At 60.7% G+C, this 26,229-nt stretch carries 22 protein-coding genes and 1 tRNA gene; 11 read left to right on the plus strand and 12 right to left on the minus strand.

Annotated elements, in window-relative coordinates; all coding sequences use genetic code 11:
* Positions 1–76: 76 nt before the first annotated feature.
* On the plus strand, positions 77–853 hold the full coding sequence (locus tag F3H35_RS03610) for a class I SAM-dependent methyltransferase (RefSeq protein ID WP_149778256.1): 777 nt from the start codon (positions 77–79) through the stop codon (positions 851–853).
* A gap of 435 nt (positions 854–1,288) precedes the next feature.
* On the opposite strand, the gene gltB is transcribed toward F3H35_RS03610, so the two are convergent.
* A complete protein-coding gene (gene gltB, locus F3H35_RS03615) occupies positions 1,289–5,821 on the minus strand; it encodes a glutamate synthase large subunit (protein WP_149778257.1) in 4,533 nt (1,510 codons plus the stop codon).
* Between the two features lie 163 nt (positions 5,822–5,984).
* Positions 5,985–7,418: an NAD(P)-dependent oxidoreductase gene (locus F3H35_RS03620; RefSeq protein ID WP_188129848.1), complete on the minus strand. Its 1,434-nt coding sequence runs from the start codon at positions 7,416–7,418 to the stop codon at positions 5,985–5,987.
* Positions 7,419–7,636: 218 nt separating this feature from the next.
* On the opposite strand from F3H35_RS03620, the gene F3H35_RS03625 reads away from it, so the two are divergent.
* On the plus strand, positions 7,637–8,440 hold the full coding sequence (locus F3H35_RS03625) for an undecaprenyl-diphosphate phosphatase (RefSeq protein ID WP_149778258.1): 804 nt from the start codon (positions 7,637–7,639) through the stop codon (positions 8,438–8,440).
* A gap of 24 nt (positions 8,441–8,464) precedes the next feature.
* On the opposite strand, the gene F3H35_RS03630 is transcribed toward F3H35_RS03625, so the two are convergent.
* Positions 8,465–9,448, minus strand: coding sequence for a complex I NDUFA9 subunit family protein (locus F3H35_RS03630; protein WP_149778259.1), 984 nt, complete (start codon positions 9,446–9,448; stop codon positions 8,465–8,467).
* 143 nt (positions 9,449–9,591) lie between these two features.
* On the opposite strand from F3H35_RS03630, the gene F3H35_RS03635 reads away from it, so the two are divergent.
* From F3H35_RS03635 to F3H35_RS03665, 7 genes are all read left to right on the plus strand, one after another.
* Positions 9,592–9,677, plus strand: a tRNA-Leu gene (locus F3H35_RS03635).
* Positions 9,678–9,700: 23 nt separating this feature from the next.
* Complete coding sequence (locus F3H35_RS03640) at positions 9,701–10,312, plus strand: ribonuclease D (protein ID WP_149778260.1); 612 nt, start codon at positions 9,701–9,703, stop codon at positions 10,310–10,312.
* Between the two features lie 3 nt (positions 10,313–10,315).
* On the plus strand, positions 10,316–10,930 hold the full coding sequence (gene lptC / locus F3H35_RS03645; protein ID WP_149778261.1) for an LPS export ABC transporter periplasmic protein LptC: 615 nt from the start codon (positions 10,316–10,318) through the stop codon (positions 10,928–10,930).
* Between the two features lie 5 nt (positions 10,931–10,935).
* A complete protein-coding gene (locus tag F3H35_RS03650; protein ID WP_149778262.1) occupies positions 10,936–11,439 on the plus strand; it encodes an LptA/OstA family protein in 504 nt (167 codons plus the stop codon).
* A 3-nt stretch (positions 11,440–11,442) separates the two neighbouring features.
* Positions 11,443–12,201 carry an LPS export ABC transporter ATP-binding protein gene (gene lptB / locus F3H35_RS03655; protein WP_149778263.1) on the plus strand — a complete coding sequence of 253 codons (759 nt, stop codon included), beginning with the start codon at positions 11,443–11,445 and terminating at the stop codon, positions 12,199–12,201.
* A 246-nt stretch (positions 12,202–12,447) separates the two neighbouring features.
* On the plus strand, positions 12,448–13,011 hold the full coding sequence (gene hpf, locus F3H35_RS03660; protein ID WP_007811900.1) for a ribosome hibernation-promoting factor, HPF/YfiA family: 564 nt from the start codon (positions 12,448–12,450) through the stop codon (positions 13,009–13,011).
* 50 nt (positions 13,012–13,061) lie between these two features.
* A complete protein-coding gene (locus F3H35_RS03665; protein ID WP_149778264.1) occupies positions 13,062–13,526 on the plus strand; it encodes a PTS sugar transporter subunit IIA in 465 nt (154 codons plus the stop codon).
* A 10-nt stretch (positions 13,527–13,536) separates the two neighbouring features.
* Here the strand turns inward: F3H35_RS03665 and F3H35_RS03670 are convergent, their stop codons facing one another.
* From F3H35_RS03670 to cysQ, 8 genes are all read right to left on the minus strand, one after another.
* Entirely contained in the window at positions 13,537–14,970 is a 1,434-nt protein-coding gene (locus F3H35_RS03670; RefSeq protein WP_149778265.1) for a sulfotransferase family 2 domain-containing protein, read from the minus strand.
* Between the two features lie 6 nt (positions 14,971–14,976).
* Positions 14,977–16,677, minus strand: coding sequence for a DUF5927 domain-containing protein (locus tag F3H35_RS03675; RefSeq protein ID WP_149778266.1), 1,701 nt, complete (start codon positions 16,675–16,677; stop codon positions 14,977–14,979).
* Between the two features lie 16 nt (positions 16,678–16,693).
* On the minus strand, positions 16,694–17,680 hold the full coding sequence (locus tag F3H35_RS03680) for a glycosyltransferase family 2 protein (protein WP_149778267.1): 987 nt from the start codon (positions 17,678–17,680) through the stop codon (positions 16,694–16,696).
* Positions 17,681–17,831: 151 nt separating this feature from the next.
* On the minus strand, positions 17,832–18,854 hold the full coding sequence (locus F3H35_RS03685; RefSeq protein WP_149778268.1) for a glycosyltransferase family 2 protein: 1,023 nt from the start codon (positions 18,852–18,854) through the stop codon (positions 17,832–17,834).
* Between the two features lie 42 nt (positions 18,855–18,896).
* Positions 18,897–19,880, minus strand: a complete 984-nt coding sequence (galE, locus tag F3H35_RS03690) for a UDP-glucose 4-epimerase GalE (protein ID WP_149778269.1) — start codon at positions 19,878–19,880, stop codon at positions 18,897–18,899.
* A gap of 18 nt (positions 19,881–19,898) precedes the next feature.
* The gene (gene galU, locus F3H35_RS03695) at positions 19,899–20,792 is read right to left on the minus strand and encodes a UTP--glucose-1-phosphate uridylyltransferase GalU (protein WP_149778270.1); all 894 of its coding nucleotides are present in this window, start codon (positions 20,790–20,792) and stop codon (positions 19,899–19,901) included.
* 125 nt (positions 20,793–20,917) lie between these two features.
* On the minus strand, positions 20,918–21,718 hold the full coding sequence (locus F3H35_RS03700) for a 3-deoxy-manno-octulosonate cytidylyltransferase (protein WP_149778271.1): 801 nt from the start codon (positions 21,716–21,718) through the stop codon (positions 20,918–20,920).
* Positions 21,718–22,515 carry a 3'(2'),5'-bisphosphate nucleotidase CysQ gene (gene cysQ, locus F3H35_RS03705; RefSeq protein WP_007811889.1) on the minus strand — a complete coding sequence of 266 codons (798 nt, stop codon included), beginning with the start codon at positions 22,513–22,515 and terminating at the stop codon, positions 21,718–21,720. Before cysQ ends, F3H35_RS03700 begins: the two co-directional genes overlap by 1 nt.
* 137 nt (positions 22,516–22,652) lie before the next feature.
* Between cysQ and F3H35_RS03710 the strand changes: the two genes are divergently transcribed.
* Positions 22,653–23,474: an ABC transporter permease gene (locus tag F3H35_RS03710; RefSeq protein ID WP_149778272.1), complete on the plus strand. Its 822-nt coding sequence runs from the start codon at positions 22,653–22,655 to the stop codon at positions 23,472–23,474.
* A gap of 14 nt (positions 23,475–23,488) precedes the next feature.
* Here the strand turns inward: F3H35_RS03710 and F3H35_RS03715 are convergent, their stop codons facing one another.
* Positions 23,489–24,097, minus strand: coding sequence for an alpha-ketoglutarate-dependent dioxygenase AlkB family protein (locus F3H35_RS03715; RefSeq protein WP_149778273.1), 609 nt, complete (start codon positions 24,095–24,097; stop codon positions 23,489–23,491).
* Positions 24,098–24,307: 210 nt separating this feature from the next.
* On the opposite strand from F3H35_RS03715, the gene dnaK reads away from it, so the two are divergent.
* Positions 24,308–26,224 carry a molecular chaperone DnaK gene (gene dnaK, locus F3H35_RS03720; RefSeq protein WP_149778274.1) on the plus strand — a complete coding sequence of 639 codons (1,917 nt, stop codon included), beginning with the start codon at positions 24,308–24,310 and terminating at the stop codon, positions 26,222–26,224.
* The last annotated feature ends 5 nt before the right edge of the window (positions 26,225–26,229 follow it).

The raw sequence follows: 26,229 nt of genomic DNA on the forward strand, positions 1-26,229 counted from the left end.
GCGGGCTTGGGATTTTGATCCTCCGCTCCGCTCATCCTTGGGTGACATGGCGCGGTTTTCGCGCGGAAAGGGTATCATGAGGTTCAAAGACAGGCTTGATGCCGCCTTCAAGGCGTTCAGCGACCCCAAATGCGTCGTCTCATACGACTCGCTTGGCGATCTGATCGACGCCCGCATCACAACCGCACTCCAGAACCAGCGGCTCGAAGCGGAACAAAGCCTTGTTCTGGCCCAGACCGAAGGCGCGCAGCTTGCCGCCGATATCGCCCGCGACGGCACTGCCTGGAAATCCGCACCACCCCGGTGGGACCGTGTCCGCGAGATGACCCGCGCCGCCCTCACCCAAGCCGGCCTTGCCGGGGGGCGGATGCTGGAAATCGGCGGTCGTCACAATCCGCGCAACGCCGACTTCCCCGAATTCGAGTATCAGGCGCTCGACCTCGAAGGGGCGCCCGGCGCCAAGATCGACGTCATGGCCGGCGACATCACCCAATGCCCCCATATTCCCGACGCAAGCTATGACTTCATCTTCAGCTTCGATGTGTTCGAGCATATCGACAAGCCGTGGCTGGCCGCGTCCGAGATCACGCGCCTCCTGCGTCCCGGCGGCGTCACGGTCCATTCCACGCTGTTCTCGTGGCGCTATCACCCCTGCCCGATCGATTACTGGCGCTATACCGCTGAAGGGCTGAAATCATTGTTCGGAGATCTAGACTGCCTGTGTTCCGAGTTCGACGCCACCGAGCGTCGCCGTGACATTCGCGGGCAGGGCGGCAATGCCGTGACCCCCGACGCCTTCGGCGGCTGGCGCGAAAACATCCGCGTCAATTACGCGGGCCAGAAACCGGCCTGATGCTGCCCTTGTCGTGAGTGCTGAACACGCGCGCACCGCTCCGGCGCGGCACCAAGGCCGCAGGCCGCCGCGCATCGCCGGGCCACCCCAACAAAAAGGCACCCTGTAATCGGAGGCCTTTGTCTTAAGCGGTGTAAATGATCACTACTGGCTCAGAGCTCGATGATCGGTTGGAGCCCGGTTTGCCCCTTTGCCAGCGCGAATAGCGCCGCAGGCGCCGCGCATCGCCGGGCCGCCCCCCGGCACGGCGATTTGGCAAAGCCGGGCGCGCCGCTCATCGGGTGTCCGGGTTTGGCCGGGATAAAGTGCCCTCGAGCACCCCTAGGATCGCCGCACCGCGGCCCGCCGACACGCACGCTCTTTGCCACAGAACAAAGCCACCCAATCAAAAAGGCCCCCGATCAAGGGGGCCTTTTCACAATTCACAAACCCGGATCACTCTGCCGGAACAGCCGTGTCCTCGATCCCCAGCGGATGCTCCAGCTTGTTGAGCATCTCGGTCGGGCAGACCTGCAGGAAGTTGGCCTTTTCCACATCCCAATATTGCAGGATGTCCTTGGCCTTGCGGCTTCCGGTTTCCTCGGCATGGCGGCGCACCAGGGCTTCCAGTTCCGCCATCCAGTGATCCGTGCTCACCGGGCAGGTGACGACCGTTTCCATGTTGATAAGCGTGTTGGCCAGCCCTTCGGGATCATAGAGATACGCCATCCCGCCGGTCATGCCGGCGCCGAAATTGGCCCCGACCGGCCCAAGGATCACCGCGACACCGCCGGTCATGTATTCACAGCCGTTGCTGCCGCAGCCCTCGACCACCACTTTCGCGCCCGAGTTCCGCACCGCGAACCGCTCCCCGGCGCGTCCGGCGGCGAAAAGATAGCCGTTCGTCGCCCCGTACAGCACGGTGTTGCCGATGATCGTGTTTTCAGCCGCAACCAGCGGGCTGGCCATCGGCGGGCGCACCACGATCGTGCCGCCCGACAGGCCCTTGCCCACATAGTCATTGGCATCGCCCGACACTTCCAGCTTCAGACCCGGCGCGGCAAACGCCCCAAGGCTCTGCCCCGCGCTGCCCGTCAGCTTGACGGTCAGGTGATCGGGCTGCAGGCTGTTGCGCATCCCGAAATTCCGCACGATATGGCTCGACACCCGCGTGCCCACCGTCCGATGCGTGTTCTGCACCGCGTAATGCAGCTGCATCTTCTCGCCGTCGTTCAGGAACCGCGCCGCATCCCGCACGATCTCGGCATCCAGCGTATCGGGCACCGGGTTGCGCGGCTTGTTGCGGTCATAGGTGATGTCCTTGGCGCCATCCACGGTGATCAGCATCGGGTTCAGATCCAGATCATCCAGATGCGCCGACCCCCGGCTGACCTGCGTCAAGAGATCCGCCCGGCCAATCACCTCATCCAGCGATCTCGCGCCGATGCTCGCCAGCAATTCCCGCACTTCCTGCGCATAGAAGGTGATCAGGTTCACCACCTTGTCGGCATTGCCGGTGAACTTGGCGCGCAGGCTCTCGTCCTGCGTACAGACACCGACCGGGCAGGTGTTCGACTGGCACTGACGCACCATGATACAGCCCATCGCGATCAGGGCGGCGGTGCCGATGCCGTATTCCTCGGCCCCCATCATCGCCGCCATCACGATATCCCGGCCCGTGCGCAGCCCGCCATCGGTCCGCAGCGTGATCCGGTCGCGCAGCTTGTTCATGCTCAGAACCTGATGCGCCTCGGTGATGCCCATCTCCCACGGCAGACCGGCATATTTGATCGACGTCGCGGGGCTGGCCCCCGTGCCGCCATTATGCCCCGAGATCAGGATCACGTCGGCCTTCGCCTTGGCGACACCCGCCGCGATCGTGCCCACACCCGACTGCGCCACCAGCTTCACACAGACCTTCACCTGCGGATTGATCTGCTTGAGGTCATAGATCAGCTGCGCCAGATCCTCGATCGAATAGATGTCGTGATGCGGCGGCGGCGAAATCAGCGTCACCCCCGGCGTCGAATGCCGCAGCCTTGCAATCAGCGCGGTGACCTTCATCCCCGGCAACTGGCCGCCCTCACCGGGCTTGGCGCCCTGGGCCACCTTGATTTCCAGCTCTTCGCACTGGTTGAGGTACTCCGCCGTCACCCCGAACCGGCCCGACGCCACCTGCTTGATCTTGGCGCTCGGATTGTCGCCATTCGGCTCCGGCACGAAATGCGCGGGATCTTCCCCGCCCTCGCCACTGTCGCTGCGCGCCCCGATCCGGTTCATCGCCACGTTCAGCGTCTTGTGCGCCTCGGGGCTCAGCGCGCCAAGGCTCATCCCCGGCGTGACAAACCGCTTGCGGATCGCAGTAACGCTTTCCACCTGCTCCAGAGGCACAGGCTCGCCCAACGGCTTGATCGCCATCAGATCGCGCAGATGGATCGGCGGGTTCGCCTGCATCGCCTTGGAATACTGCTGCCACAGCGCATAGGACGCCTTGTTGCAGGCCATCTGCATCATGTGCATCGTCTGCGCGCCCCAGGCATGGGTCTCGCCCGATTTGCGCATCTTGTAGAAGCCACCGATCGGCAGCACATCCTTGCCGCCGCGGAACGCCTCGGCGTGGATCGCCTCCAGCTTGGCCTGGATCCCGCTCACACCGATCCCGCTGATCCGGCTGGTCAGCCCGGGGAAATACTCGTTGCACATCGCCCGGCTCAGACCCACCGCCTCGAAGTTCAGACCCCCGCGATAGGACGAGATCACCGAGATCCCCATCTTCGACATGATCTTGAGAATACCCAGATCGATCGCCTCGCGATACCGCGCCACAGCCTCGGTGAGCGTGCCATCCAGAAGCCCCCGCTCGATCCGGTCCGCCAGCGTGTCCTCGGCCAGATAGGCGTTGACCACGGTGGCGCCCGCCCCGATCAGCACGGCAAAATAATGCGGGTCGATACATTCCGCCGACCGCACGTTGAGCGAACAGAAGGTCCGCAACCCCTTGCGCGTGAGATGCGAATGCACCGCACTGGTCGCAAGGATCATCGGCATCCCGACTCGGTTTTCGTTCAGATGCTGATCGGTCAGCAGGATATGCCCCGATCCGCTGCGCACGGCGTCCTCGGCCTCGGCCCGGATCCGCTCCAGCCCGGCTTGCAGCGCGCCCTTGCCCGGCTCGAACGAGCAATCGATCTCGGTCACGTCACCATCGAACTCGCGCATCAGCTCGGACCATTGCGCATTGCCGATGAACGGGCTTTCCAGAACCAGAATCTCGGTCTGCGCGCTGGATTCGTCCAACACGTTCTTCAGGTTCCCGAACCGCGTCTTGAGGCTCATGACCCGGTATTCGCGCAGACTGTCGATCGGCGGGTTGGTCACCTGGCTGAAGTTCTGCCGGAAATAATGGCTCAGCGGGCGATACTTGGTCGACAGCACGGCACTTGGCGTGTCGTCGCCCATGCTGGCCACGGCCTCTTTCGCGTCCTCGGCCATCGGCGCAAGGATCGTCTCTATCTCTTCCACCGAATAGCCGGCCGCATATTGCCGCTTGCGCAGCTCGCCCCCGGTGAACAGCGGCTTTTCCGTTACGCTGCCCAGCACATCATCCAGATCCTTGATCTTGCCGACCCATTCGCCGAACGGCTGTGCATGGGCCAGTTTGTCCTTGATCTCCGTGTCGTGATAGAGCTTGCCCTCAACCATATCGACAGCCAGCAACTGGCCTGGCCCAAGCGCGCCCTTTTCCTTTACCGTGGCCTCGTCGATCGGAACCATCCCGGTCTCCGAACCCGCGATCACCAGACCATCACCCGTCACCACATACCGCATCGGGCGCAGCCCGTTACGGTCCAGCCCGGCACAGACCCAGCGCCCATCGGTCATCGCCAAGGCTGCGGGGCCATCCCACGGCTCCATCACCGAGTTGCAGTAGGAATACATGTCGCGCCACGCCTGCGGCAGCTCCTCGGCCTGCTTCGACCAGCTTTCCGGCACCAGCATCGTCTTGGCCATCGGCGCGTTGCGCCCGGCACGCACCAGCACCTCGAACACCGAATCAAGCGCCGCCGAATCCGAAGACCCGCCCGGAATGATCGGCTTGATATCCTCGGCCATGTCGCCAAAGGCGCTGCTGGCCATGCGGATCTCATGGCTCTTCATCCAGTTGACGTTGCCCTTGAGCGTGTTGATCTCACCGTTATGGGCCAGCATCCGGAACGGCTGCGCCAGCCACCATTGCGGGAAGGTGTTCGTCGAATAGCGCTGGTGATAGATCGCGAACGCCGATTTGAAACGCTCATCCTGCAGGTCGGGATAGAACTCCGCCACCTGTTCCGCCAACATCATCCCCTTGTAGATGATGCTCCGGCACGACAGCGAGGCGATATACATCTCGCCGATACCCTCGGCCGTCGCGGCCTTCTCGATCCGGCGGCGAATCACGTAAAGTTCGCGCTCGAATTCCTCTTCCTCGATGCCCTTGGCGTTCGAGATCAGGATCTGCTCGATTTCGGGCCGCGTCGCATTGGCCTTTTCGCCAAGGCAGTTCACATCCACCGGCACATGCCGCCAGCCATAGATGTGATGGCCCATGCGCAGCACTTCGGTTTCCACGATCGTCCGGCAGGTTTCCTGCGCGTTGAAATCGGTGCGCGGCAGGAACACCTGACCAACCGCCATCAGCTTGTCTTCGTGCGGCTCATGCCCGGTGCGGCGAATCTGGTCATAGAAGAACGGCACCGGGATCTGCACATGGATACCCGCGCCATCGCCGGTCTTGCCATCCGCATCCACCGCACCGCGATGCCAGATCGCCTTGAGCGCATCGATCCCGGCCTGCACGACCTTGCGGCTCGGCTTGCCGTCAATCGACACCACCAGACCGACCCCGCACGAGGAATGCTCTTCCTCCTGGCTGTACATGCCGTTCTCGGCCAGCCAGTTGCGCTTGGCCTCTTCTTCGGCCTTCCAGTTGTGATCCAGCTTCGTCATTTCCGTTAACCCTTCCTTCATCCGGTGGGTCAGGGCTGCTGCCCTGTATCCTGTCCTGTCATGCGCCAGCGCGCCGTCAAATCCGTTGTGTACACAAATCGGCGAAACGGGCCGTCCTTTGGTACGAAACCGGCGTAGGATTCGTACGAACCCTACGCATCTCTCACTCGGCTGCGACCGATTGCGCGGCGTTCAGATGATCCAGAATCGCCGCTGCGGAATCGCGCCCATCGCGGATCGCCCAGACAACCAGCGACGCACCGCGCACGATGTCGCCCACCGCGAAAACACCCGGCATCGAGGTCTGACCCGTGGTGAAATCGGCCTTGATGGTGCCCCAGCGCGTGACCTCCAATTCCTCCTGATTCCAAAGGGTTGGCAGCTCTTCCGGCTCAAAGCCCAGCGCCTTGATCACGAGATCTGCAGGCTCGTCATGCTCCGCACCCTCGATCGGTTCGGGGCTCTGGCGTCCGGTTGCATCCGGTTGGCCCAGCCGCATCTGCTGCACTTTCACCGCTGTAACGGGATCGCCCGCAAAGCCCTTGGGCGCGCTAAGCCACAGAAATTCCACACCTTCTTCCTCGGCATTCTGCACTTCGCGCTGACTGCCCGGCATGTTTTCGCGGTCCCGCCTGTACAGGCACTTGACCGATGTGGCCCCTTGCCGGATCGCCGTACGCACACAATCCATAGCGGTATCACCGCCACCGATCACAACAACTCGTTTGCCTTCGGCATTCAACTCGCCGCTTTCGATCTCCGGCACCTTGTCGCCAAAGCACAGCCGGTTGCTCGCCGTCAGATAATCCAGCGCCTTCACGATGCCCTTGGCACCTGACCCCGGACCCTGAAGATCACGGCTCTTGTAGACCCCCGTCGCGATCAGTACCGCGTTGTGTTTGTTACGAATTTCCTCGAACTGGATGTCCTTGCCCACGTCGCAGTTGAGCACGAACTCGACCCCGCCCTGCTCCAGCTGCTCCATCCGGCGCATGACCACATCCTTCTCCAGCTTGAAGCCGGGGATCCCATAGGTCAGCAACCCGCCACCGCGGTCATAGCGATCATAGACCGTCACCTGCACCCCAGCCCTGCGCAGCACATCCGCCGCCGCCAGACCACCGGGGCCAGCGCCGATTATCCCAACGGAATCAGCACGTTCCTGTGCCGGCGCAATCGGCTCGACCCAGCCTTCTTCCCAGGCTGTATCGGTAATGTATTTCTCCACGGCGCCGATCGTCACAGTGCCATGCCCCGATTGTTCGATCACGCAATTGCCTTCGCACAACCGGTCCTGCGGACAGATGCGTCCACAAATCTCGGGAAACGTATTGGTCGCCTGACTGACCTGATAAGCCTCCTGCAACCGCCCCTCCGCCGTAAGACGCAGCCAGTCGGGGATGTTGTTGTGCAGCGGGCAATGGCTCTGACAATAGGGCACGCCGCACTGGCTGCACCGGCTGGCTTGCTCCTTGGCCTTCGCATCGGCGTATTCCGCGTAGATTTCATGAAAATCCTCACGACGCGCCTCGGCAGCCCGCTTTTCGGGCATGTCACGTTCGACGGTCACGAATTTCAGCATCGGTTGCTTGGCCACGTCAGAAACTCCGGTTTTTCTCGGTCGCGCATGTCTAATCCAAGCCGAGACAAAATAAAAGTCATAACACGTTACCTATTATCAAATAATTCTCAACTCCGAGTGCTGCGCCGCGGCAATTTATCAGAAATTTATTTCCGATCCGGACCTAAAAGCCCGCTTTCCTCTGAATCTCAATGGTTTATAGGTTGTGTCAATTGACCCACGGGAATTGGCCGATGCCATTACTCCACCTGTTTCTTGTCGCCGTGATCCAGGGCCTGACCGAGTTTTTGCCGGTTTCGTCCTCTGCTCATCTGATTCTGTTGCCGAACCTCGCCGGGCTCGAGGATCAGGGCCAGACCATCGATGTGGCGGTTCATGTGGGCACGCTGGTCGCTGTGATGATGTATTTCTGGGCCGATATCCGCAGTGCCATCCTTGGCGTGCCTCGGCTGATGACCGGCAAAACCGATACCGAGGGCGCGCGGCTTGCGCTGCTTCTGGTCGTCGCCTCTGTCCCGGTCGTCGCCTTCGGGCTGGTACTTCACATGACCGGACTGGACGCCGAGATGCGCTCGATCAAGGTGATCGGCTGGGCGATGCTGCTTTTCGGCCTGCTGCTTTACTGGGCCGATCAGGCCGGTGCGACTCACAAGACCGATCGTGACTGGTGCCTTCAGGATGCGATGGTGATGGGCGTCTGGCAGGCGGTCGCCCTGATACCCGGAACGTCGCGCGCGGGCATCACGATCACCGGCGCGCGTTTCATGGGTTACAACCGAAGCGACTCGGCCAAGCTGGCGATGCTGATGTCGATCCCGACAATCGCGGCCAGCGGAGCTCTTCTTGGCTTTGAATCACTCCTGAAGGCCGATACCGCGATTCTGAGCGATGCCCTCATCGCGGCGGCGCTGTCCTGTGTCGCGGCCCTTCTGGCGCTCAGTCTGATGATGCGGCTTTTGCGCAGCGTCAGCTATACGCCTTATGTGATCTACCGCATCGTTCTGGGCATTGTCCTGCTGGTCATCGCCTATACGTGACCAGCAGAGCGCAGGCTGTCCCGCTCAATGCGGGCGCAGGTTCTTCGCGGATTCCTTGATCGCGTCATACTGCCCGGCGGGCCGGAACCGCCAAAGGTAATCGGGCAGAACAGCTTCGGTCGCGGTGGGCTTGATCCCCAGATCGGCAAAGCCGCGCGCGCCCTCGGACACCACGTTATCGACCCGAAGACTGCGCACCTGATCACGGGTGATCTGCGGCGGCACAAGGCCAAGGCTCAACGTTTCGCCGACCTCCATCGCGCCGGCCATGATCGCGGCCACGCGAAACGGAATGTTCACGATCAACCGCCGGCGGCGGATCACCCCGAGCATCTCTTCCATCAACGCGCGGAACGTGTTCACATCCGGACCGCCAAGCTCGTAAATTCCGGGGCTGGCCTTGCCCTCGACGGCCATCGCCGCCGCATGGGCCACATCATCCACATAGACGGGCTGAAACCTTGTTTCGGCCCCGACAACCGGAAGAACCGGGCTGAACCGGGTCATGCCCGCAAACCGGTTGAAGAATGCATCTTCCGGCCCAAAAATCACCGAAGGTCTCAGAATCACGGCATCGGGCATCGCCTGCAGGATCGCTCGCTCGCCCTTGGCCTTGGTCTGGGCGTAAACACTGGCAGAATCGGGATCGGCGCCAATGGCCGAAATATGCACCATCCGCGCAACACCCTCTTCGGCGGCGATCCGCGCGATGCGGGCCGCGCCCTGATGCTGGACGGCATCAAAGTTGTTGCGCCCCTTGCGATCGAAGGTGCCCACGCAATTCACCACGGCATCTGCGCCATTCATCACGGCGCGCACGCTGGCGTCGTCACGGATATTGCAGAACACCGGCTCCACCTGCCCGACCACGCCATAAGGTTTGACATGCATGGCCTCGTTCGGACGCCGCACCGCAACGCGCACCCGCCAGCCCGCCTTGGCCAGACGCCGCGCGATATAGCGGCCAACGAATCCCGATCCGCCATAGATCGTCACGAGTTTCGACATCTGAGGAACTCCCGCTTGAATTTGCCATCTTCCTAAAGGTCTGCAGTGTTTTGAACAAGGGCATATGGGGATTGCCAGCGTTCCATGAAAATCGCCGTTGACACGCGATGGTCACGGGTCTAAACGGCGGCCTCACGACACCTGCCCAGGTGGCGGAATGGTAGACGCGCTAGCTTCAGGTGCTAGTGTCCGTATGGACGTGGAGGTTCGAGTCCTCTCCTGGGCACCATTCCCTCCACGAAGGGAATGAACATGGCAACTTATCTCTACAAGAACGATCTTCCTGACGGCCTTGACTTGGGTCCTGTCGTCGCCATCGATTGCGAAACGATGGGCCTCAATCCACATCGCGACAGGCTGTGCGTCGTGCAGATGTCCGGCGGAGACGGCAACGCCCATCTGGTCCAGATCGACAAGGGTCAGACCGAAGCGCCCAATCTGGCTGCCCTGCTGGAAAACCCCGATATCCTCAAACTGTTCCATTTCGGCCGGTTCGATATTGCCGCGATGTTCAACGCCTTCGGTGCGCTGGCCGCGCCCGTGTATTGCACCAAGATCGCAAGCAAGCTGGTGCGGACCTACACCGATCGCCACGGGCTGAAGAACCTGATGCAGGAACTGCTCGACAAGGATATCTCCAAGCAGCAGCAATCGTCGGACTGGGGCGCGCCGAAATTGACCGAAGCACAGTTGGACTATGCCGCGTCAGACGTTCTCTACCTGCACCAGCTGCGCGACGAACTGAACAGGATGCTGGCCCGCGAAGGTCGCGTCGAAATGGCCCAGGCCTGTTTCGATTTCCTGCCGACCAGGGCCAAGCTCGATCTGGCAGGCTGGCCCGAAATAGATATTTTCGCGCATTAGACGATGGCGCGGCAGGGGAACCTCCATTCGCAGCTGGTGGCATGGCTGAAAATCATCCTGCCCCTCGCGGCTTTGGGGTTGCTGTCGACCCTGTTTCTCTTGTCGCGCTCGATCGACACGAACAATGCGATTCCGTTCAGCAATATCGACATCGAAAAGCGCGCCCGCGAACAGGGGGCCAGCAACCCGGCATTTGCCGGCGTAACCGATAGCGGCGATGAGGTTATCGTGAATGCCCGGACCGCATGGCCGGATCTGTCCAATCCCGAACGCATTCTGGCCGAAGTGGTGGATGCGCAGCTGTTGCTGACCACTGGCGAGGTGATCGACATCACCTCGGACTCCGCCGAGGTGCTCCAGCAGGAGTACATCGCCACCTTGATCGGCAATGTCGTGGTGACGACCAGCACGGGCTATCGCATGACCACCGAAACACTCGAATCCCGGTTTGACACACTCCATGCCGAGTCCCTGGCGCCGGTCTCGGGCACAGGCCCACCCGGCAAACTCGACGCCGCGCGCATGCTGCTCACCTCGGACCCGGACACTGGTGATGCACATTTGCTTTTCACTGGCGGAGTCAAACTGCTATACCAGCCACAGAATTCTGGGGAATAGCACTCTTGATCCGTCTTTCGTGCCTCGTTTTTTCGTTGTTGCTGGCCGGACTGCCCTCTGTCGGCCATGCGCAATCCGCACAGGTCGCGTTTGGCGACAGCCAGCAGGACAGCAACCTGCCGGTCGAGGTCGTGTCCGAAGTGCTCAACGTCAACGAGAATGACGGAACCGCGATTTTCACTGGCAATGTCATCGTCGGTCAGGGTGAGATGCGCCTCTGGGCGCCGCGGGTCGAAGTCATCTACAAGCAGGATCAAAGCGGGATCGAAAGCCTGCATGCCACCGGCGGCGTCACCCTTGTCAGCGGCGAAGATGCCGCCGAGGCACGCGAGGCCGATTACAACATCGATACCGGCATGATCGAGATGGAAGGCGAGGTTCTGTTGGTCCAAGGCCCGCAAACCCTGACCTCGGACAAGATGGTGGTCGACACCCGCGCAGGCACCGCCCAGATGACGGGCCGGGTCAAGACAGTGCTGCAGCCACAACAGCAGCAGCCGCAGGACTGACGCTTGCCGAAACCCGACCTTCATATCGCACATGAGAGCAAGGGCCTCGAGGTTCGCAACCTTCGCAAAAGCTACAAACGGCGCATGGTGATCCGCGACGTGTCCATGTCCCTCCGTCAGGGCGAGGTCGTGGCGCTGCTCGGTCCGAACGGGTCGGGGAAAACCACCACCTTCTATGCCATTGCGGGGCTTGTGCAGCCCGAAGGCGGCCACGTTCTGATCGACGGGCAGGAAGTGACGAACCTGCCGATGTATCGGCGCGCCAAGCTGGGTATCGGCTATCTGCCACAGGAAATGTCGATTTTCCGGGGGCTGTCGGTCGAAGACAACATCCTGGCCATTCTAGACATCTCGGAGGCGGATCGCCACAAGCGGCGCGAACGGCTCGAGGAACTTCTGTCGGAGTTCTCGATCGAACATTTGCGCCGCGCACCGGCGCTGGCCCTGTCGGGCGGTGAACGGCGCCGGGTCGAAATCGCGCGCTGCCTTGCCGCGCATCCGAAATATCTGCTGCTTGATGAACCCTTTGCCGGGGTCGATCCGATCTCGGTCGGCGACATCCGGCATCTTGTGGCCGATCTCAAGAAACGCGGCATCGGCGTGCTGATCACGGACCACAATGTGCGCGAAACGCTGGAAATCGTGGACCGCGCATATATCCTGCATGACGGCAAGGTTCTGATGTCCGGAACCCCTGAGGAAGTCGTCGAGAACGAGAACGTGCGCCGCGTCTATCTCGGGGACAATTTCCGCATTTCCTGATGCCCCGGCAGCGACCCGCAGATCGGGCCGGGCCTCTCTAATCTCCATTGACAAGTGCCGGCAAAAGCGCCTCAATCAAGGAATGACATCTTGGTTTTTTGCGCCTTTCCCCTGTCGTTTCCCGCTTCAGCGGGACGGCATCGGACAAGCCAGAGGGATGTCTGTTTCCCGCATCCGGACGTGACAGGCATCGGCGCTCAAGGGCGCAGGATGGGGTCTCTCGGATTGTCAAATGAAGGAGCTAAGATGCGCTATCAAATCAGTGGCAAGCAAATCGACGTGGGCGAAGCGCTTCAGACACACGTCAAGACCGAACTCGGCGAAGCCGTGGCAAAATACGCCGAACGCCCGACCGATGCGCATGTGATATTTTCCAAGAACGCCAGCGAATACGCTTGCGAAACCATTGTCCACCTCTCGACAGGCCTGACCGCGCAGGCCAAGGCCAATGCGCATGAAATCTACAGCGCATTCGATCAATGCTGCGCAAAGATGGAAAAACAACTTCGCCGGTACAAGCGCCGCCTCAAGGACCACCACAGGGATCGACCGCAACCGGTTGAACTTTCCGGCGCGTCCTCTTATATCCTCGCCTCGGAACGGGAAGATGTGGATTCGGAGCCAGACAGCCTCCAGCCGATCATCGTCGCCGAGATGGAGACGCAGATACCGTCCCTGTCCGTCGGTGAAGCGGTGATGCAAATGGAGCTGGCAGGCGCACCGGTCCTCGTTTTCCGCAATGAGGGAAGCAAGGGATTGAATGTCGTGTATCGCCGCGAAGACGGCAACATCGGCTGGATCGACCCTTAAGAGACACGAGCATCGGGACGGTACAAGCCAACCCGAATGAGAGCCGATAGATGGATATTCAAATGATCCTCAAGCCCGAGGCGGTCCGCGTTCTGTCTGCGGTGTCGAGCAAGAAACGCCTCCTGCACGAGCTGGGCGGCATTGCGGAATCCGTGTACAATCTCAATCAGTCATTGGTGGTTGAGGCGTTGCAGGAACGCGAAAGCCTTGGGCCGACAGGCGTGGGGAACGGCGTTGCCCTGCCCCATGCCCGTCTCGATGATCTTGACGAGGTTGTGGGCGCTCTGGTGCTGCTGGAAAAGCCGGTTGATTTCGACTCCGTCGATCGTCAGCCGGTCGATCTGGCCTTTGCCCTGTTCGCACCTCGCGATGCCGGCGTCGAGCATCTCAAGGCGCTCGCTCTAGTGTCCCGCACCCTGCGCGATCCGTCGGTCTGTGCCAAGCTGCGCGCCAATATGGACCCGTCCACGCTCTATACCATCGTGACCGAGGCCCAATCGGCACAGGCGGCCTGACGCGCTCGGGTTACGTGGCGCTCCACGCCTCGAAGCCGAACATCACGTAATCCCGCTGGTAGATGTCACTCACCAGCGCTTCGATCTCGTCGTCATAGATATCCGCCAAGGCAATCGGGCTGTCGGCCGGCGCTTTCTGCGGCCGCTTGGCCGCCGCATATCCAACCTCTCCTGCCAGCATGGTTAGGTGCTTTGCCATGTCAGCCTCCCGGATCACCATGTCCGGTATCCCGAACTGGGCCATGCCCTGCAGGATCGCCACCTGTGACGCCCAATGCGCGTCGATCCGGATATTCGTCTGGCTCGACAGATTGGCCCGCAGGAAATTCAGAAACCCTACGAATGCCTCTCGATGGGCACGACGGTCATAGGACTCGTCAGGCCCACCGCCGGGAATGGGTACCTTGTAGAAATTGCGCAGCGTCTTGCGGATATCCGCAAAAGCCCCCGGCCCGGTGGACAAAATTCTTTTGCAGAACGCGTCATGCGCCCGGGCCACCGGATGGCGCAGCACGGTAAAGCTGCGATGCCCGGCATTGCGCCGTTTCCACTGACGCAAGGCTTTCTGGTTCAGATGCGTGGGCAGCGTATCAGGCGCGACATCATCCAATGCCGCCATCCAGGCACAGACCTCATCCTCGGGCCCCGAGCGCACTGGCATGTAAAGCAAAGGTGCGTGCGCAGCCGTCACATAGCCCGGCACCGCCGCGCCGCGCCGCGGTTCGAAATTCGGCGTGCGTGACAGGTTGAACAGATCCTGCCCCGACAAAGCGCGCTCCATCTCGTCGAAATTCGAGACCTTGCTCTCCAACGCACCGGGGTTCTGTTTTTTCAAGGACTCGTCAAGCGCCTCAAGCCGTTCGTCACTGCCAAGAAACCGCGCCAGGCCATTGAGCACATCAAGGCTTTGAAGGTCCTCATAAGCAAGATAGAACGCCGTCTGCCCGGTCACCTGAAGCCGGTTCAGCAAGAACACCTGGAACGACTGAAGATGCGCCACATGCTTGTCGAACTCGGCCACATCGAAGCGCACCTTGCTGTCGCGGCGGCGTTTGACATTGGTCAGTTTCCACTGCCCCGTGGCCTGCGCGATCTTCCATGACACATAGCTGTCCACCGGATTCCGGGTCAGCACGATCTTGGCGCAGCGCGGATCGTTCAGGCTGATATCCAGAACGCGCCGGTCGTGATCGTGAAAGAACCGAAACCCGCCCAGACCTTTGGAGTCCGTCTTGATCGTCTCGATCAGGCGCATGGGATCGGCATCGCGCATGGCCTGCGTGACGCCCAGTATCTCGGTCCGGTTGGGATAACCGATGAAATGCGGATTGAACGCCTCTCCGTGGCACTCGAACGCATCGAACGCATTCAGATTCGTCTCGAGAAAATTCGAGCCGGTGCGCATTTCCGCGAACACCACGAAGTAATCAAAAGGGCCGGTCATGCGGGGTTATTGCACCAGATAGGGTTTCGGCTTGTTCTGTTGGGGTTCATGCGGTCCATGCGCCACCGGGAAATCCCCCATCAGATAGGGATGCATCCCCTGGTTCTTGAGGTTCTGCAGGAACTGTCCGAACCCGTTCAGATCGGCCATCCTCGGCACCTCCGACAGGCCACGCATGTTTTGCTGTCCGATCTCGTCGATGATCGTCTGCAGTGGCTCCATCGGCGCCTCGATGAATTCCGCCATGGTCCAGATGCGGATGCGTGCCTTGGCCCACGGAGAGCGCAGCACCTCAAGATGTTTGCTTTCGATCTGCTGCAGGCGCGCGGCCTCCTGCCGGATGTCGCCGAAATTCTGGTTCGACTTGAACAGCGGCACGGCCCATGCCCCGGTGATCACCGAGATCTGCGCGTTGGGATCCTTGGCGATATCCCATTCGATGTTCTTGATATGGTCGCGCGGCCCCATCTGGAAGCACTGCCGCTCTCCGCGTGTGTTCCAGATCAAACTGGCGAAAAAGGCGCGCGGATTGTAATCGCGCAGCGCCGCGCTGTCGCTCAACGCGCCATTCATCACCGTCTGACCATCGGAAAACTCGGCCCGCTCCGGTGCGAAAAGATGCCCGTGCACCCGCGTTCCCGTCGCCCGCGCCAGCCATGGCTCGAAATTCTCGAACAGGTCGGCAAAGCCTTCGAACACCGAATACTGTGCGCAGGTCAGACCATTCTCGCGGCCCTCCACCGGAAACCGGCTTTGCATGTAAAGTCCGGGGCGTCCGCGCGTGCGCCGATCCACCGCCTTGGCGAAGATGCGGTCGATCTTGCCGGGGTTCGGCTCGGTCTGTTTCATCGCCGTGGCGCTATCGGTCAGGAAGGCATCGTAAAGCCGGTTGGCGAACGGCCAGATCTTGCGCGCCACAAAGCAATCAGACCGGCGCAAAAGCTGCAGGTGATCGTCATAGAAGATATGCGGTTTGCCCTGGTAATCGAACTTCGACAGCGTCAGGGACCGGCTTTCGATCTGCAACGAATACTGCCGCGCCAGCGTCTGGAAATAGCTTTCGTCGGGGATCCAGACATGGCGGAAATACCTGTCATAGATCGGCCTTTCCGGGTCCGAAAGGATCGCCGACAGGGTCTGCCGGGTCAGACACCACCATTGGCTGCCCATATGCGGCACGATGCCATTCGGGATGCGCCTCTTGAAGCGCAACCTGCGCTGCAGCGCGACGTAGCGGTCAAAAAGATACTTGTTCTTGCGCCATGAAAACGGAAACCGCAGTGTGAACCGCTCGTGATCCAGACCCCCGATGGTCCAGGGCACATCCGCGGTCGTCGCGGATTCGATGAAATCCGTCTGCGGGCGCTCGGCCAGGTAGTCGATCAGCTCCTGCACCGGGCGCAGCGGCAGGCACGAGCCCGACGCCAGATAGACATGCCGCACATCCTTGAATTCATCCAGCATGATCTGCGCGGCACTCTGGGTCGCGGCCACCAGCCCCCATGTGCCCCATTCACAGCGATGCCGCTTGCAGAACCTGACATCCGGAAGATCGGACAGCGATTTGACGAAGGCGTTATAGGTTTTCGCAGGCACGGATTTGTCGGCATGGATCACGATCGGACAGCCGCTCGCCGCCCAGTGCCGTGCAACCTGCTCGGCACGGTCGAACGCCGTGTGGACCAGCATTATGATACCCACGCTCACCGAGAACCGCCCTTCCTCAAGCCCAGTTCCCCTTGGACATCAGCCCAAGGATCTCCAGTTGCCGCCAGTTTATATACTTTTCCGACCATTTGCACCACAGCTCGGGATTGTCGCGCAAGTTGTCGTAATACGCCTTGTATTCGATGCTCGCCGCATAATGCTGGTTTCGCGCCAGCTCCTCTTCGGCCTTGGCGGCAAAGGTGTCCAGAAACTTCGCGTGCAACAGGACGCCGCTGGCCTTTTCACCGCCCAACGTGTCGTATGTCTGGTTCAGCCCACGAGGCAAAAGCATATGGGTCGAGCTGACATAGGCATAGCGCCTGTCCCATTTGACAAGCGGGATCTTGTTGAGCGCCGGCGCCTTTTTCGGCGTATCCCGGAAAAACACGCGCGCCCTTGGACCACCCTGAATCCACAGGTTCCCGAAATCGTTATTCTTGGCGATCATGTAATTGCCCGGATCGAACCACGAGGTGATCTCGATCGGATTTTGCCCGGGCCGATACGGCACCGCATCGATCCGCCCTTTGGGATACATATCCAGCAACATCGCCCCGAATGACCGCAATTGCGACACATCCAGCCAGTCGGTCAGCGCCCTGATCGGCCGCGTATCGCAAAACGGGTAGACGAAGAATTCATCGGGATCGACAACAAGCGTCCAGTGACCGTGGCCATATTTGCCCTGCAACCAGTTCAGCCAGTCCACCCCGAACCTCGCGCGCTTGTAACTGGCCTTGGTGGTCCAGATCGAAACATCCGGCTGATCCGCCAGATATTCCCGCCCGCCATCGTCGCTGTCATTATCGACCATCAGGAAATGCGACACGCCCAGATCCCGGTAATATTTCAAGAAATAGGGAAGGCGCACGTATTCATCCCGAAACGTCGAAAACAACAGGATGTCACCCGGTCCGATACGATCCGTGCGGTCGGCCACCTGCTTGAGAGAATAGTGACTGCGCCACGCGCGCAGCTTGGCGCGCTTGCGCTTCAGGCGCATGCGATATGATTGCAAGGGATTCAAGCAATGCCCCTCTGCGCGCCGCTATAGACCATAGCACTTGGTATCCACTGCCCGGTTAACACGTTCTTATGTTCAATCGGCACATATTCCCAAAGATTTACTCTTATTTTCGGATAATTACACAAAGTCAAACCCATTCCCCCCGTGACATAAGGCCCAAAGCCTCAAGCTGGCGCCAACTGGTGAAACGGGTCGATCCCTCGCACCACAGGTCGGGATTGGCGATCAGGCTGTCATAATACGCCTCATAAAGATCGCTGTTTGCGAAATGCTCGCGGCGGGTTTTCTCCTCGGCGGATTTCTCGACCACGACATTGAGGAACTTGGTGTGCAGCAAGATACCCGACAGTCTTTCGTCGCCATCCTCGCCATAGACCCGGTTGAGCCGTCGCGGCAAAAGTGAATGGGTCGAACTGACATAGGCATAGCGCCGGTTCCACTTGACCAAGGGCATCTTGCCCATCGTCGGCGCCCGTCTTGGTCGATCTGCAAAAAACATCCGGGCGCGCGGGCCGCCCTGTATCCACAGATTCTGCAGATCGGGCTTCTTCTGGATCATGTAATTTCCGGCATCGAACCAGCACAGCTCGGTGAACGGATCGTCACCGGGCCGATAGGGATGATCCTGCAACCGACCCTTGGGATACATATCCAGCATGAGCGCGCCAAAGGACTGCCTGTCATTGGCATCAAGCCAGTCCGTCAGCGCCCGCAGCGGCCTTGTGTCGTGATAGGGGTAGATAAAGATCTCGTCGGCATCCAGCGTCAGACACCAATGCCCGTGCGCGTGGCGGATCTGCAGCCATGTCAGCCAATCCATCCCGAACCGCGACAGCTTGTAACTATGCGTCGTCGTCCAGAGCGACACGTCGGGTTGCTGCGCCAGAAACTCGGTGGTGCCGTCATCGCTGGCATTGTCCACCATCAGGAAATGACCGACCCCCAGCTTGCGATGATGCTCAAGAAAATGCGGCAGCCGCACCATCTCGTTGCGCACGGTCACCGCCCCAAGGATCGCATCCGGCGCGATGCTGGCGGTGCGGTCGGCCACCACGCGCAGCTGATGCCGCTTGCGCCAGGCACGAAACAGCAGCCGCCGCCGTTTCCAGCGCAGCCGATAGGCGATACCAGCGTGCCTCAACCACTCCATACCCGTCCGCCTGTGATCCGCCGACTGACGACAGAATCGGTGCTATTTCGTGTAATGTCCAGTTTGATACCAGCGCCACGCATCGCCGATCATCCGGTCAAGGCTCGAGCGTTCGGGCGCCCAGCCCAACTCGGTCATCGCACGGGTCGATCCGGACACAAGCTTGGTGCAGTCCCCCGGTCGCCTCATGCCTTCGATCACCGGGACTGTCTTGCCGGTGATCGCCTCGGCGCGGTCAATCACCTCACGCACCGAAAATCCGCTTCCGGTGCCAAGGTTGAAGACGCGGCTTTGCCTGTTATCCTGAAGCCATCTCAGCCCGAGAATATGGGCATCCACCAGATCCATCACATGCACGTAATCGCGGATGCAGGTGCCGTCCGGCGTGTCATAATCCGTGCCGAAAATCGTGAGCGCATCGCGCCTGCCTGCGATCGCCTCGAGGATCAGCGGAATCAGATGCGTCTCGGGCTGGTGAAACTCTCCCACTTCGGCCTCGGGATCGGCCCCCGCCACGTTGAAATACCGGAAGATCACGTGGCGCAGCCCATGCGCCGCCTCGAAATCGCGCAGAATATCCTCGATCGCGCGCTTCGATCCGCCATAGGCGTTAATCGGGTTGCGGTCGCTGGTTTCATCCAGCACCACATTGTCCTGGTCGCCATAGGTCGCACAGGTCGACGAGAACACCACCTTCAGACAGCCCGCCTGCACCGCCGCCTCGAACAGGCACAGCGATCCCGCGACATTGTTGTGCCAGTAGAGCCCCGGTTCCCGCATGCTTTCGCCCACCTGGCTCAGTGCGGCGAAATGCAGGACCGCCTCGGGCCGATAGGCGGCAAAGACCTGATCCAGCCGCGCGCGGTCTGTCAGATCGCCCTGCTCGAACGGGCCATAGCGCACCGCCTGTTCCCAACCGGTGCTCAGATTGTCATAGGTGACGGGCGTGAAGCCCGCCGCCTTGAGCGCCTTGCAGGCATGCGAGCCGATATAACCGGCGCCGCCCGTCACGAGAATATTGCTCACTGCATCGACTCCGGCGGCTTACTGCGCCGCCTTCTCCGCATACAAGATATCGTGCAGAAAGGCCCGCAGGTCATCGCGCAGATCCTCGCGCGCCAGCGCAAAGGAAACGGTCGCCTGCAGGAAGCCCGATTTCGACCCACAATCGAAGCGATGCCCCTCGAAGCGATAGCCGTATACTTCTTCACCGGCCTCCCGCGCATCCGAAATCGCATCGGTGAGCTGAATTTCCCCACCCGCGCCTGCACGCTTCTTGTTCAGCATCTTGAGCACGGTCGGCGTCAGGATATACCGCCCGATCACCGCCAGGTTCGACGGCGCCTCACCCAGCTTGGGCTTCTCGACCATGCCCTTGGTCGACACGATCCGCCCCTTGTCCTCCTTGATATCCAGCATCCCATAGGACGAGGTCTTTTCCTCGGGCACTTCCATCGCGGCGACAATATTGCCCTGCGTTTCCGCGAAGGCCTCGACCATCTGCGCCAGACACGGCTTTTCCGCCGCGATCACGTCATCCGGCAGCATCACGGCAAAGGGCTCGTTCCCGATAAGATGCCGCGCGCACCACACCGCATGACCAAGCCCAAGCGGCTTGTGCTGCCTGACATAGGCGATCTGGCCGCTGTCCATATTGGTGCTTTTGAGAATCTTCAACAGATCCTCCTTGCCCTTCCTGCGCAACTCCTGCTCGAGCTGCGGGGCAAGATCGAAATAATCCTCAAGCGCGCCCTTGCCGCGCGAGGTAACGAAAATGAAATCCTTGATGCCCGCTTCACGAGCTTCATCGATCGCGTATTGGACAAGGGGACGGTCCACCAAAGTCATTATTTCCTTCGGTACCGACTTGGTTGCCGGCAAAAATCTCGTCCCCAGACCCGCGACAGGAAAAATGGCTTTTGTTACTTTCTTTCGCATGTCTGCTCCTTACCTGCACCAACGCTGGCACAATAAACCAGCCCTGATGTCATTGCACTGATTAAAGGGAGATTATGAAGATTTCTGGACCAGACATTGTCGATGACCGCAGAAATACAGCTTTTTCACTCCGATCCCATCTCTTTCATCATCCGTTCGATGCGCGGCACATCCTCAGGGTTGTTCAACTCCCAGAACTGTCGCCCGCGCGCCTCGACCTCGACACAGCGCACCGCGCGCCCGTTTTCCAGGAACCTGAGCTGCTCCAGCCCCTCCAGCCCCTCGAGCGGCCCCTCCGACCAGCCCGGATAGGCCGATAGCGCCGCCGCGCGATAGGCATAGACCCCGACATGGTGAAACACCGGCGTCGCCTCGGCATCGTCATAGGATTTCGAGGTGTAGGGGATCACTTCCTTCGAGAAATAAAGCGCATGGCCACGGCTGTCGAAAACGGCCGTCGTGCCACCCACACGGCCTGCGCGCCGATCTTCCAGAAACCCGTTCAACGCGCGCCCGTCACAGCGCAACACCGGCGTCGCCATGCCCGCCTCGGCATCTTTGCTCAAGGCCTCGATCAACGCCTCGACGAACCAATGCGGCGTCAGCGGCGCATCTCCCTGCAGGTTGACCACGATATCATAGCCGCCGCCAAGCACCTCATGCGCTTCCGCGCAGCGTTCCGTGCCATTGCGACAGGTCTCCGAGGTCATCGCCACCTCGGCGCCGAACCCTTCGGCGGCCTGTCGGATACGATCATCATCGGTGGCCACCACCACCCGGTGATCGCCACCGACCTTGCACGCCGCCTCCCAACTGCGCTGGATCAGGCTCTTTTTGGCACCGCTCGCACCGGTCAATTCGACCAGCGGCTTGCCCGGATACCGGCTTGACGCATAGCGCGCCGGAATGACGATCAGAACCCGCATCAGCCCGCCTTCAACGTGACGCCCGGCGCATACGCGATGAAGAACGGGTTTGCGAACCCGTCCTTGCCATAACGCAAAGGCTGGTGATCATCGAACCGTACCACCTGACCGCCTGCACCCTGCAGCACGGCTTGGCCTGCGGCGGTATCCCATTCCATCGTGCGACCAAGCCTTGGATACAGATCCGCCTCACCCGTCGCCACCAGACAGAACTTGAGCGACGATCCCGCGCTCGTCATGTCCTTGACGCCATATTGACCGATATAATCATCGGTCGCCTGATCGCGGTGCGATTTACTGGCCACCACCATCAAAGCCGCATTGTCGGGCGTCGACACGGCGATCTCGGTCATCGCACCCGGCATCTGCGGATCGAACGGCCCGGCCTCCTCGACCGACACACCATCGGCGCGGGTAAAAAACATCCGCTCTTTCGCGGGCGCATAAACCACCCCGCGCACCGGAACACCGTTTTCCACATAGGCGATGTTCACGGTGAAATCCCCACGGCGATGGATGAATTCCTTGGTGCCATCCAGCGGATCCACGATCAGAAAGGTCTCGACGCTCTGCCCATGCGACGCGGCCTGCTCTTCGGTGACCAGCGCCACATCCGGAAACGCCTTGCGCAGACCCTCCGAAATCAGCGCATCCGCCGCCTCGTCGGCTTCGGTCACCGGGCTGTCGTCGGACTTCACCTTCACATCGAAATCGTCGGAATTGTAGATTTCCATGATCCGGTCACCCGCTTCCAGCGCCAACCGGCGCATGACCGTAACAAGCTTGTCGTGATCCAATGTGATACTCCTGCCTACCTTTTGTACCGCGGTGACACGGCATGTTGATCGAATGCCTCGCGCCCTTTATGGTATGCGGGTAACGGGACAGCAAGAAGTCCGTGCCACATTCCGGCAGGCTGACAGGCGACGAGTAGATGTTTCAGAAAGTTTCCCCCAGAAGTAACCTGCAATCGGCCCTCGCCATTCTGGAGCTGATCTATCACTCCACGGTGCGATCTGTCCGCAAGTCGCATGGCAACGCGTTCTTCGCGATCCTCAACAACATGTTGCAGGCCGTCATCTTCGTCATGGCGTTCTACCTCATGTTCTGGATGCTCGGCATCAAGGGCGCGCGCATTCGTGGCGATTTCCTTTTGTACATGATGTCGGGAGTTTTCCTGTTCCTGACGCATATCAAGGCGCTTGGCGCGGTGGTCGGGGCCGAAGGGCCATCATCACCGATGATGCAGCATGCGCCGATGAACACGGTCATTTCGGTCGCCTCCGCGGCACTGGGGGCGCTTTACATTCAGGTATTGTCGCTTTTCGTGATCCTGTTCGTGTATCATGTCGCCTTCACCCCTTTCGAGGTGTCGCAGCCCTTCTCGGCCTTCGGCATGCTGGTTCTGGCGTGGTTCACCGGGGTGGCCATCGGGCTGGTGCTGCTCTCGATCAAGCCTTGGTTCCCGGCTGTGGTCGGACTCATCACCATCGTCTATCAGCGCGCCAACATGATCGCGTCGGGCAAGATGTTCGTGGCCAATTCGCTGCCGCCCTTCATGCTCAAGATGTTCGACTGGAACCCGCTGTTTCACGCCATCGATCAATGCCGCGGCTTCACCTTCGTCAACTACGTGCCGCGCAATTCATCGCTGGAGTATCCGCTGATCGTCGGGCTGGTGTTCCTCATGATCGGGCTGATGGGCGAATTCTACACCCGCCAATACGCCTCGCGGAGCTGGGACGCCCGCCGCTGAGGTCCATCGCGCGGTCAATCAACCACCCGCAAGGTCAGGTTGATGCGGCCGCCACCCTTCAGCAAGGCGGACGATCCCGGCCTGATCCTGTCGATCCCATGATAGATCAGCCGCGCGTCGCCCCCCATGACGACAACATCCCCCGATCCCAGCCAGATCGACTCGGTCTTGCCTCCGCGCGTCGTGCCCCCGACCCGGAACAGCGCGTCATCCCCCAAAGAGACCGACAGGACCGGCCAACCGAAATCGGCCTCGTCGCGATCCTGGTGCATCCCCATCTTCGCCCCCTCGCGATAGACATTCACCAGACAGCAATCCGGCGCGCGCCGATCGCTCACCAGATCGCGCCAGATCGCCAGCACGTCCTCGGGGATCGGCGGCCAGGGCTGACCATCCGGATGGCGCGGCACATAGCGGTATCCGCCCCGGTCCGCATACCAGCCATACTTGCCCGCCGAAGTCATCCTGACCGACATCGGCTTGCCATAGGGCGTCATCGGCGAGAAAAGCGGCGCCTGCCGCACCACCTCTCGCAGCGCATCCCTGAGCGCCTCCTGCGCCCCGCCATCAAGCCACCCTTTGTAGATATGCACCCCCCTCAGGGTCAGCGTCGGGTCCGTCATGCATCCTCCCTCATGGGCCTGACATACAGAATTAACGACAATTTCCCGAAATCCATCCCCCCGGGCCGCTTGCAGCCCCTGATCGCCCTGCCTATATACCCGCAAAGCGTGGACGCACGGCCTCCCGTGGTCCGCCCTGAGATCGGGGGCCCGGTGCCGTAATCGGGTCGGGCGTCCGGAACATCGCCTTATTGAAGAAGGGATATAAAAATGTCCAAAGTGATCGGTATCGACCTCGGAACCACAAACAGCTGTATCGCCATCATGGATGGCAGCCAGGCCCGTGTCATCGAAAACTCCGAAGGTGCCCGTACGACACCGTCGATCGTGGCCTTCACGGAAAACGAACGTCTCGTCGGCCAGCCTGCCAAGCGTCAGGCCGTAACCAACCCGGAAAACACCATCTTCGGCGTCAAGCGCCTGATCGGTCGCCGTGTGGACGACGTTGATCTGGCCAAGGACAAGAAGAACATGCCGTTCACCGTCGTCGATGGCGGCAATGGCGACGCATGGGTTCAGGCGCGCGGCGAGAAATACAGCCCCTCGCAGATTTCCGCCTTCATCCTCGGCAAGATGAAGGAAACCGCCGAATCCTATCTCGGCGAAGAGGTGACGCAGGCCGTCATCACCGTTCCCGCCTATTTCAACGATGCTCAGCGTCAGGCCACCAAGGACGCCGGCAAGATCGCCGGTCTCGAAGTGCTGCGAATCATCAACGAGCCGACAGCCGCCGCGCTGGCCTATGGTCTCGACAAGAAAGAAACGCAGACCATCGCCGTCTATGACCTTGGCGGCGGCACCTTCGACGTCACCATCCTCGAGATCGACGATGGCTTGTTCGAGGTGAAAGCCACCAATGGTGACACCTTCCTCGGCGGTGAAGACTTCGACATGCGGATCGTCAACTACCTCGCCGACGAGTTCAAGAAAGAGCATGGCGTCGACCTGACCAAGGACAAGATGGCTCTGCAGCGCCTCAAGGAAGCCGCCGAGAAAGCCAAGATCGAACTGTCCAGCAGCTCGCAGACCGAAATCAACCAGCCCTTCATCTCGATGGGCTCGGACGGTCAGCCGCTTCACATGGTCATGAAACTGACCCGTGCCAAGCTCGAAAGCCTGGTGGGCGATCTCATCAAGGCCTCGATGAAGCCCTGCGCCGCGGCCCTCAAGGATGCCGGCATCTCCGCCAGCGAAATCGACGAGGTCGTTCTCGTCGGCGGCATGACCCGTATGCCCAAGGTCGTCGAGGAAGTGACCAAGTTCTTCGGCAAGGAACCCCACAAGGGCGTCAACCCCGACGAAGTCGTCGCCATGGGTGCCGCCATTCAGGCCGGCGTGCTTCAGGGTGACGTCAAGGATGTGGTCCTGCTCGACGTGACGCCGCTGTCGCTCGGCATCGAAACGCTCGGCGGTGTCTTCACCCGCCTGATCGACCGCAACACCACGATCCCGACCAACAAGTCGCAGATCTTCTCGACCGCCGAGGACAACCAGAGCGCCGTGACGATCCGTGTCTTCCAGGGCGAACGTGAAATGGCGGCCGACAACAAGCTGCTCGGTCAGTTCAACCTCGAAAACATTCCGCCCGCACCGCGCGGCATGCCCCAGATCGAGGTGACATTCGACATCGACGCCAACGGCATCGTCTCTGTTTCCGCCAAGGACAAGGGCACCAACAAGGAACAGAAGATCACGATCCAGGCGTCGGGCGGCCTCAGCGACGAAGACATCGAGAAGATGGTCAAGGAAGCCGAAGAAAACGCCGAGTCCGACAAGGCCCGCCGCGAGCTGATCGAATCGAAGAACCAGGCCGAAAGCCTGATTCATTCGACCGAGAAATCGCTCGAGGAACATGGCGACAAGGTGGATCCAACCACTGTCGAAGCCATCGAACTGGCAATCGCCGCTCTCAAGGACGACCTCGAGAAAGACGATATCGGGGCCGACAAGATCAAGTCCGGCATTCAGAACGTGACCGAAGCGGCCATGAAACTGGGCGAGGCGATCTACAAGGCGCAATCCGAGGAAAACGATGGCGAGCCGTCGCCTGCGGATCGTGCCCGGTCGGACGACGATGATATCGTCGATGCCGACTTCGAGGACCTCGACGACAACAAGCGTTCGTAACGCGC

Origin of the sequence: Roseovarius litoreus, assembly GCF_900142765.1 — a bacterium.
GTDB lineage: Bacteria > Pseudomonadota > Alphaproteobacteria > Rhodobacterales > Rhodobacteraceae > Roseovarius > Roseovarius litoreus.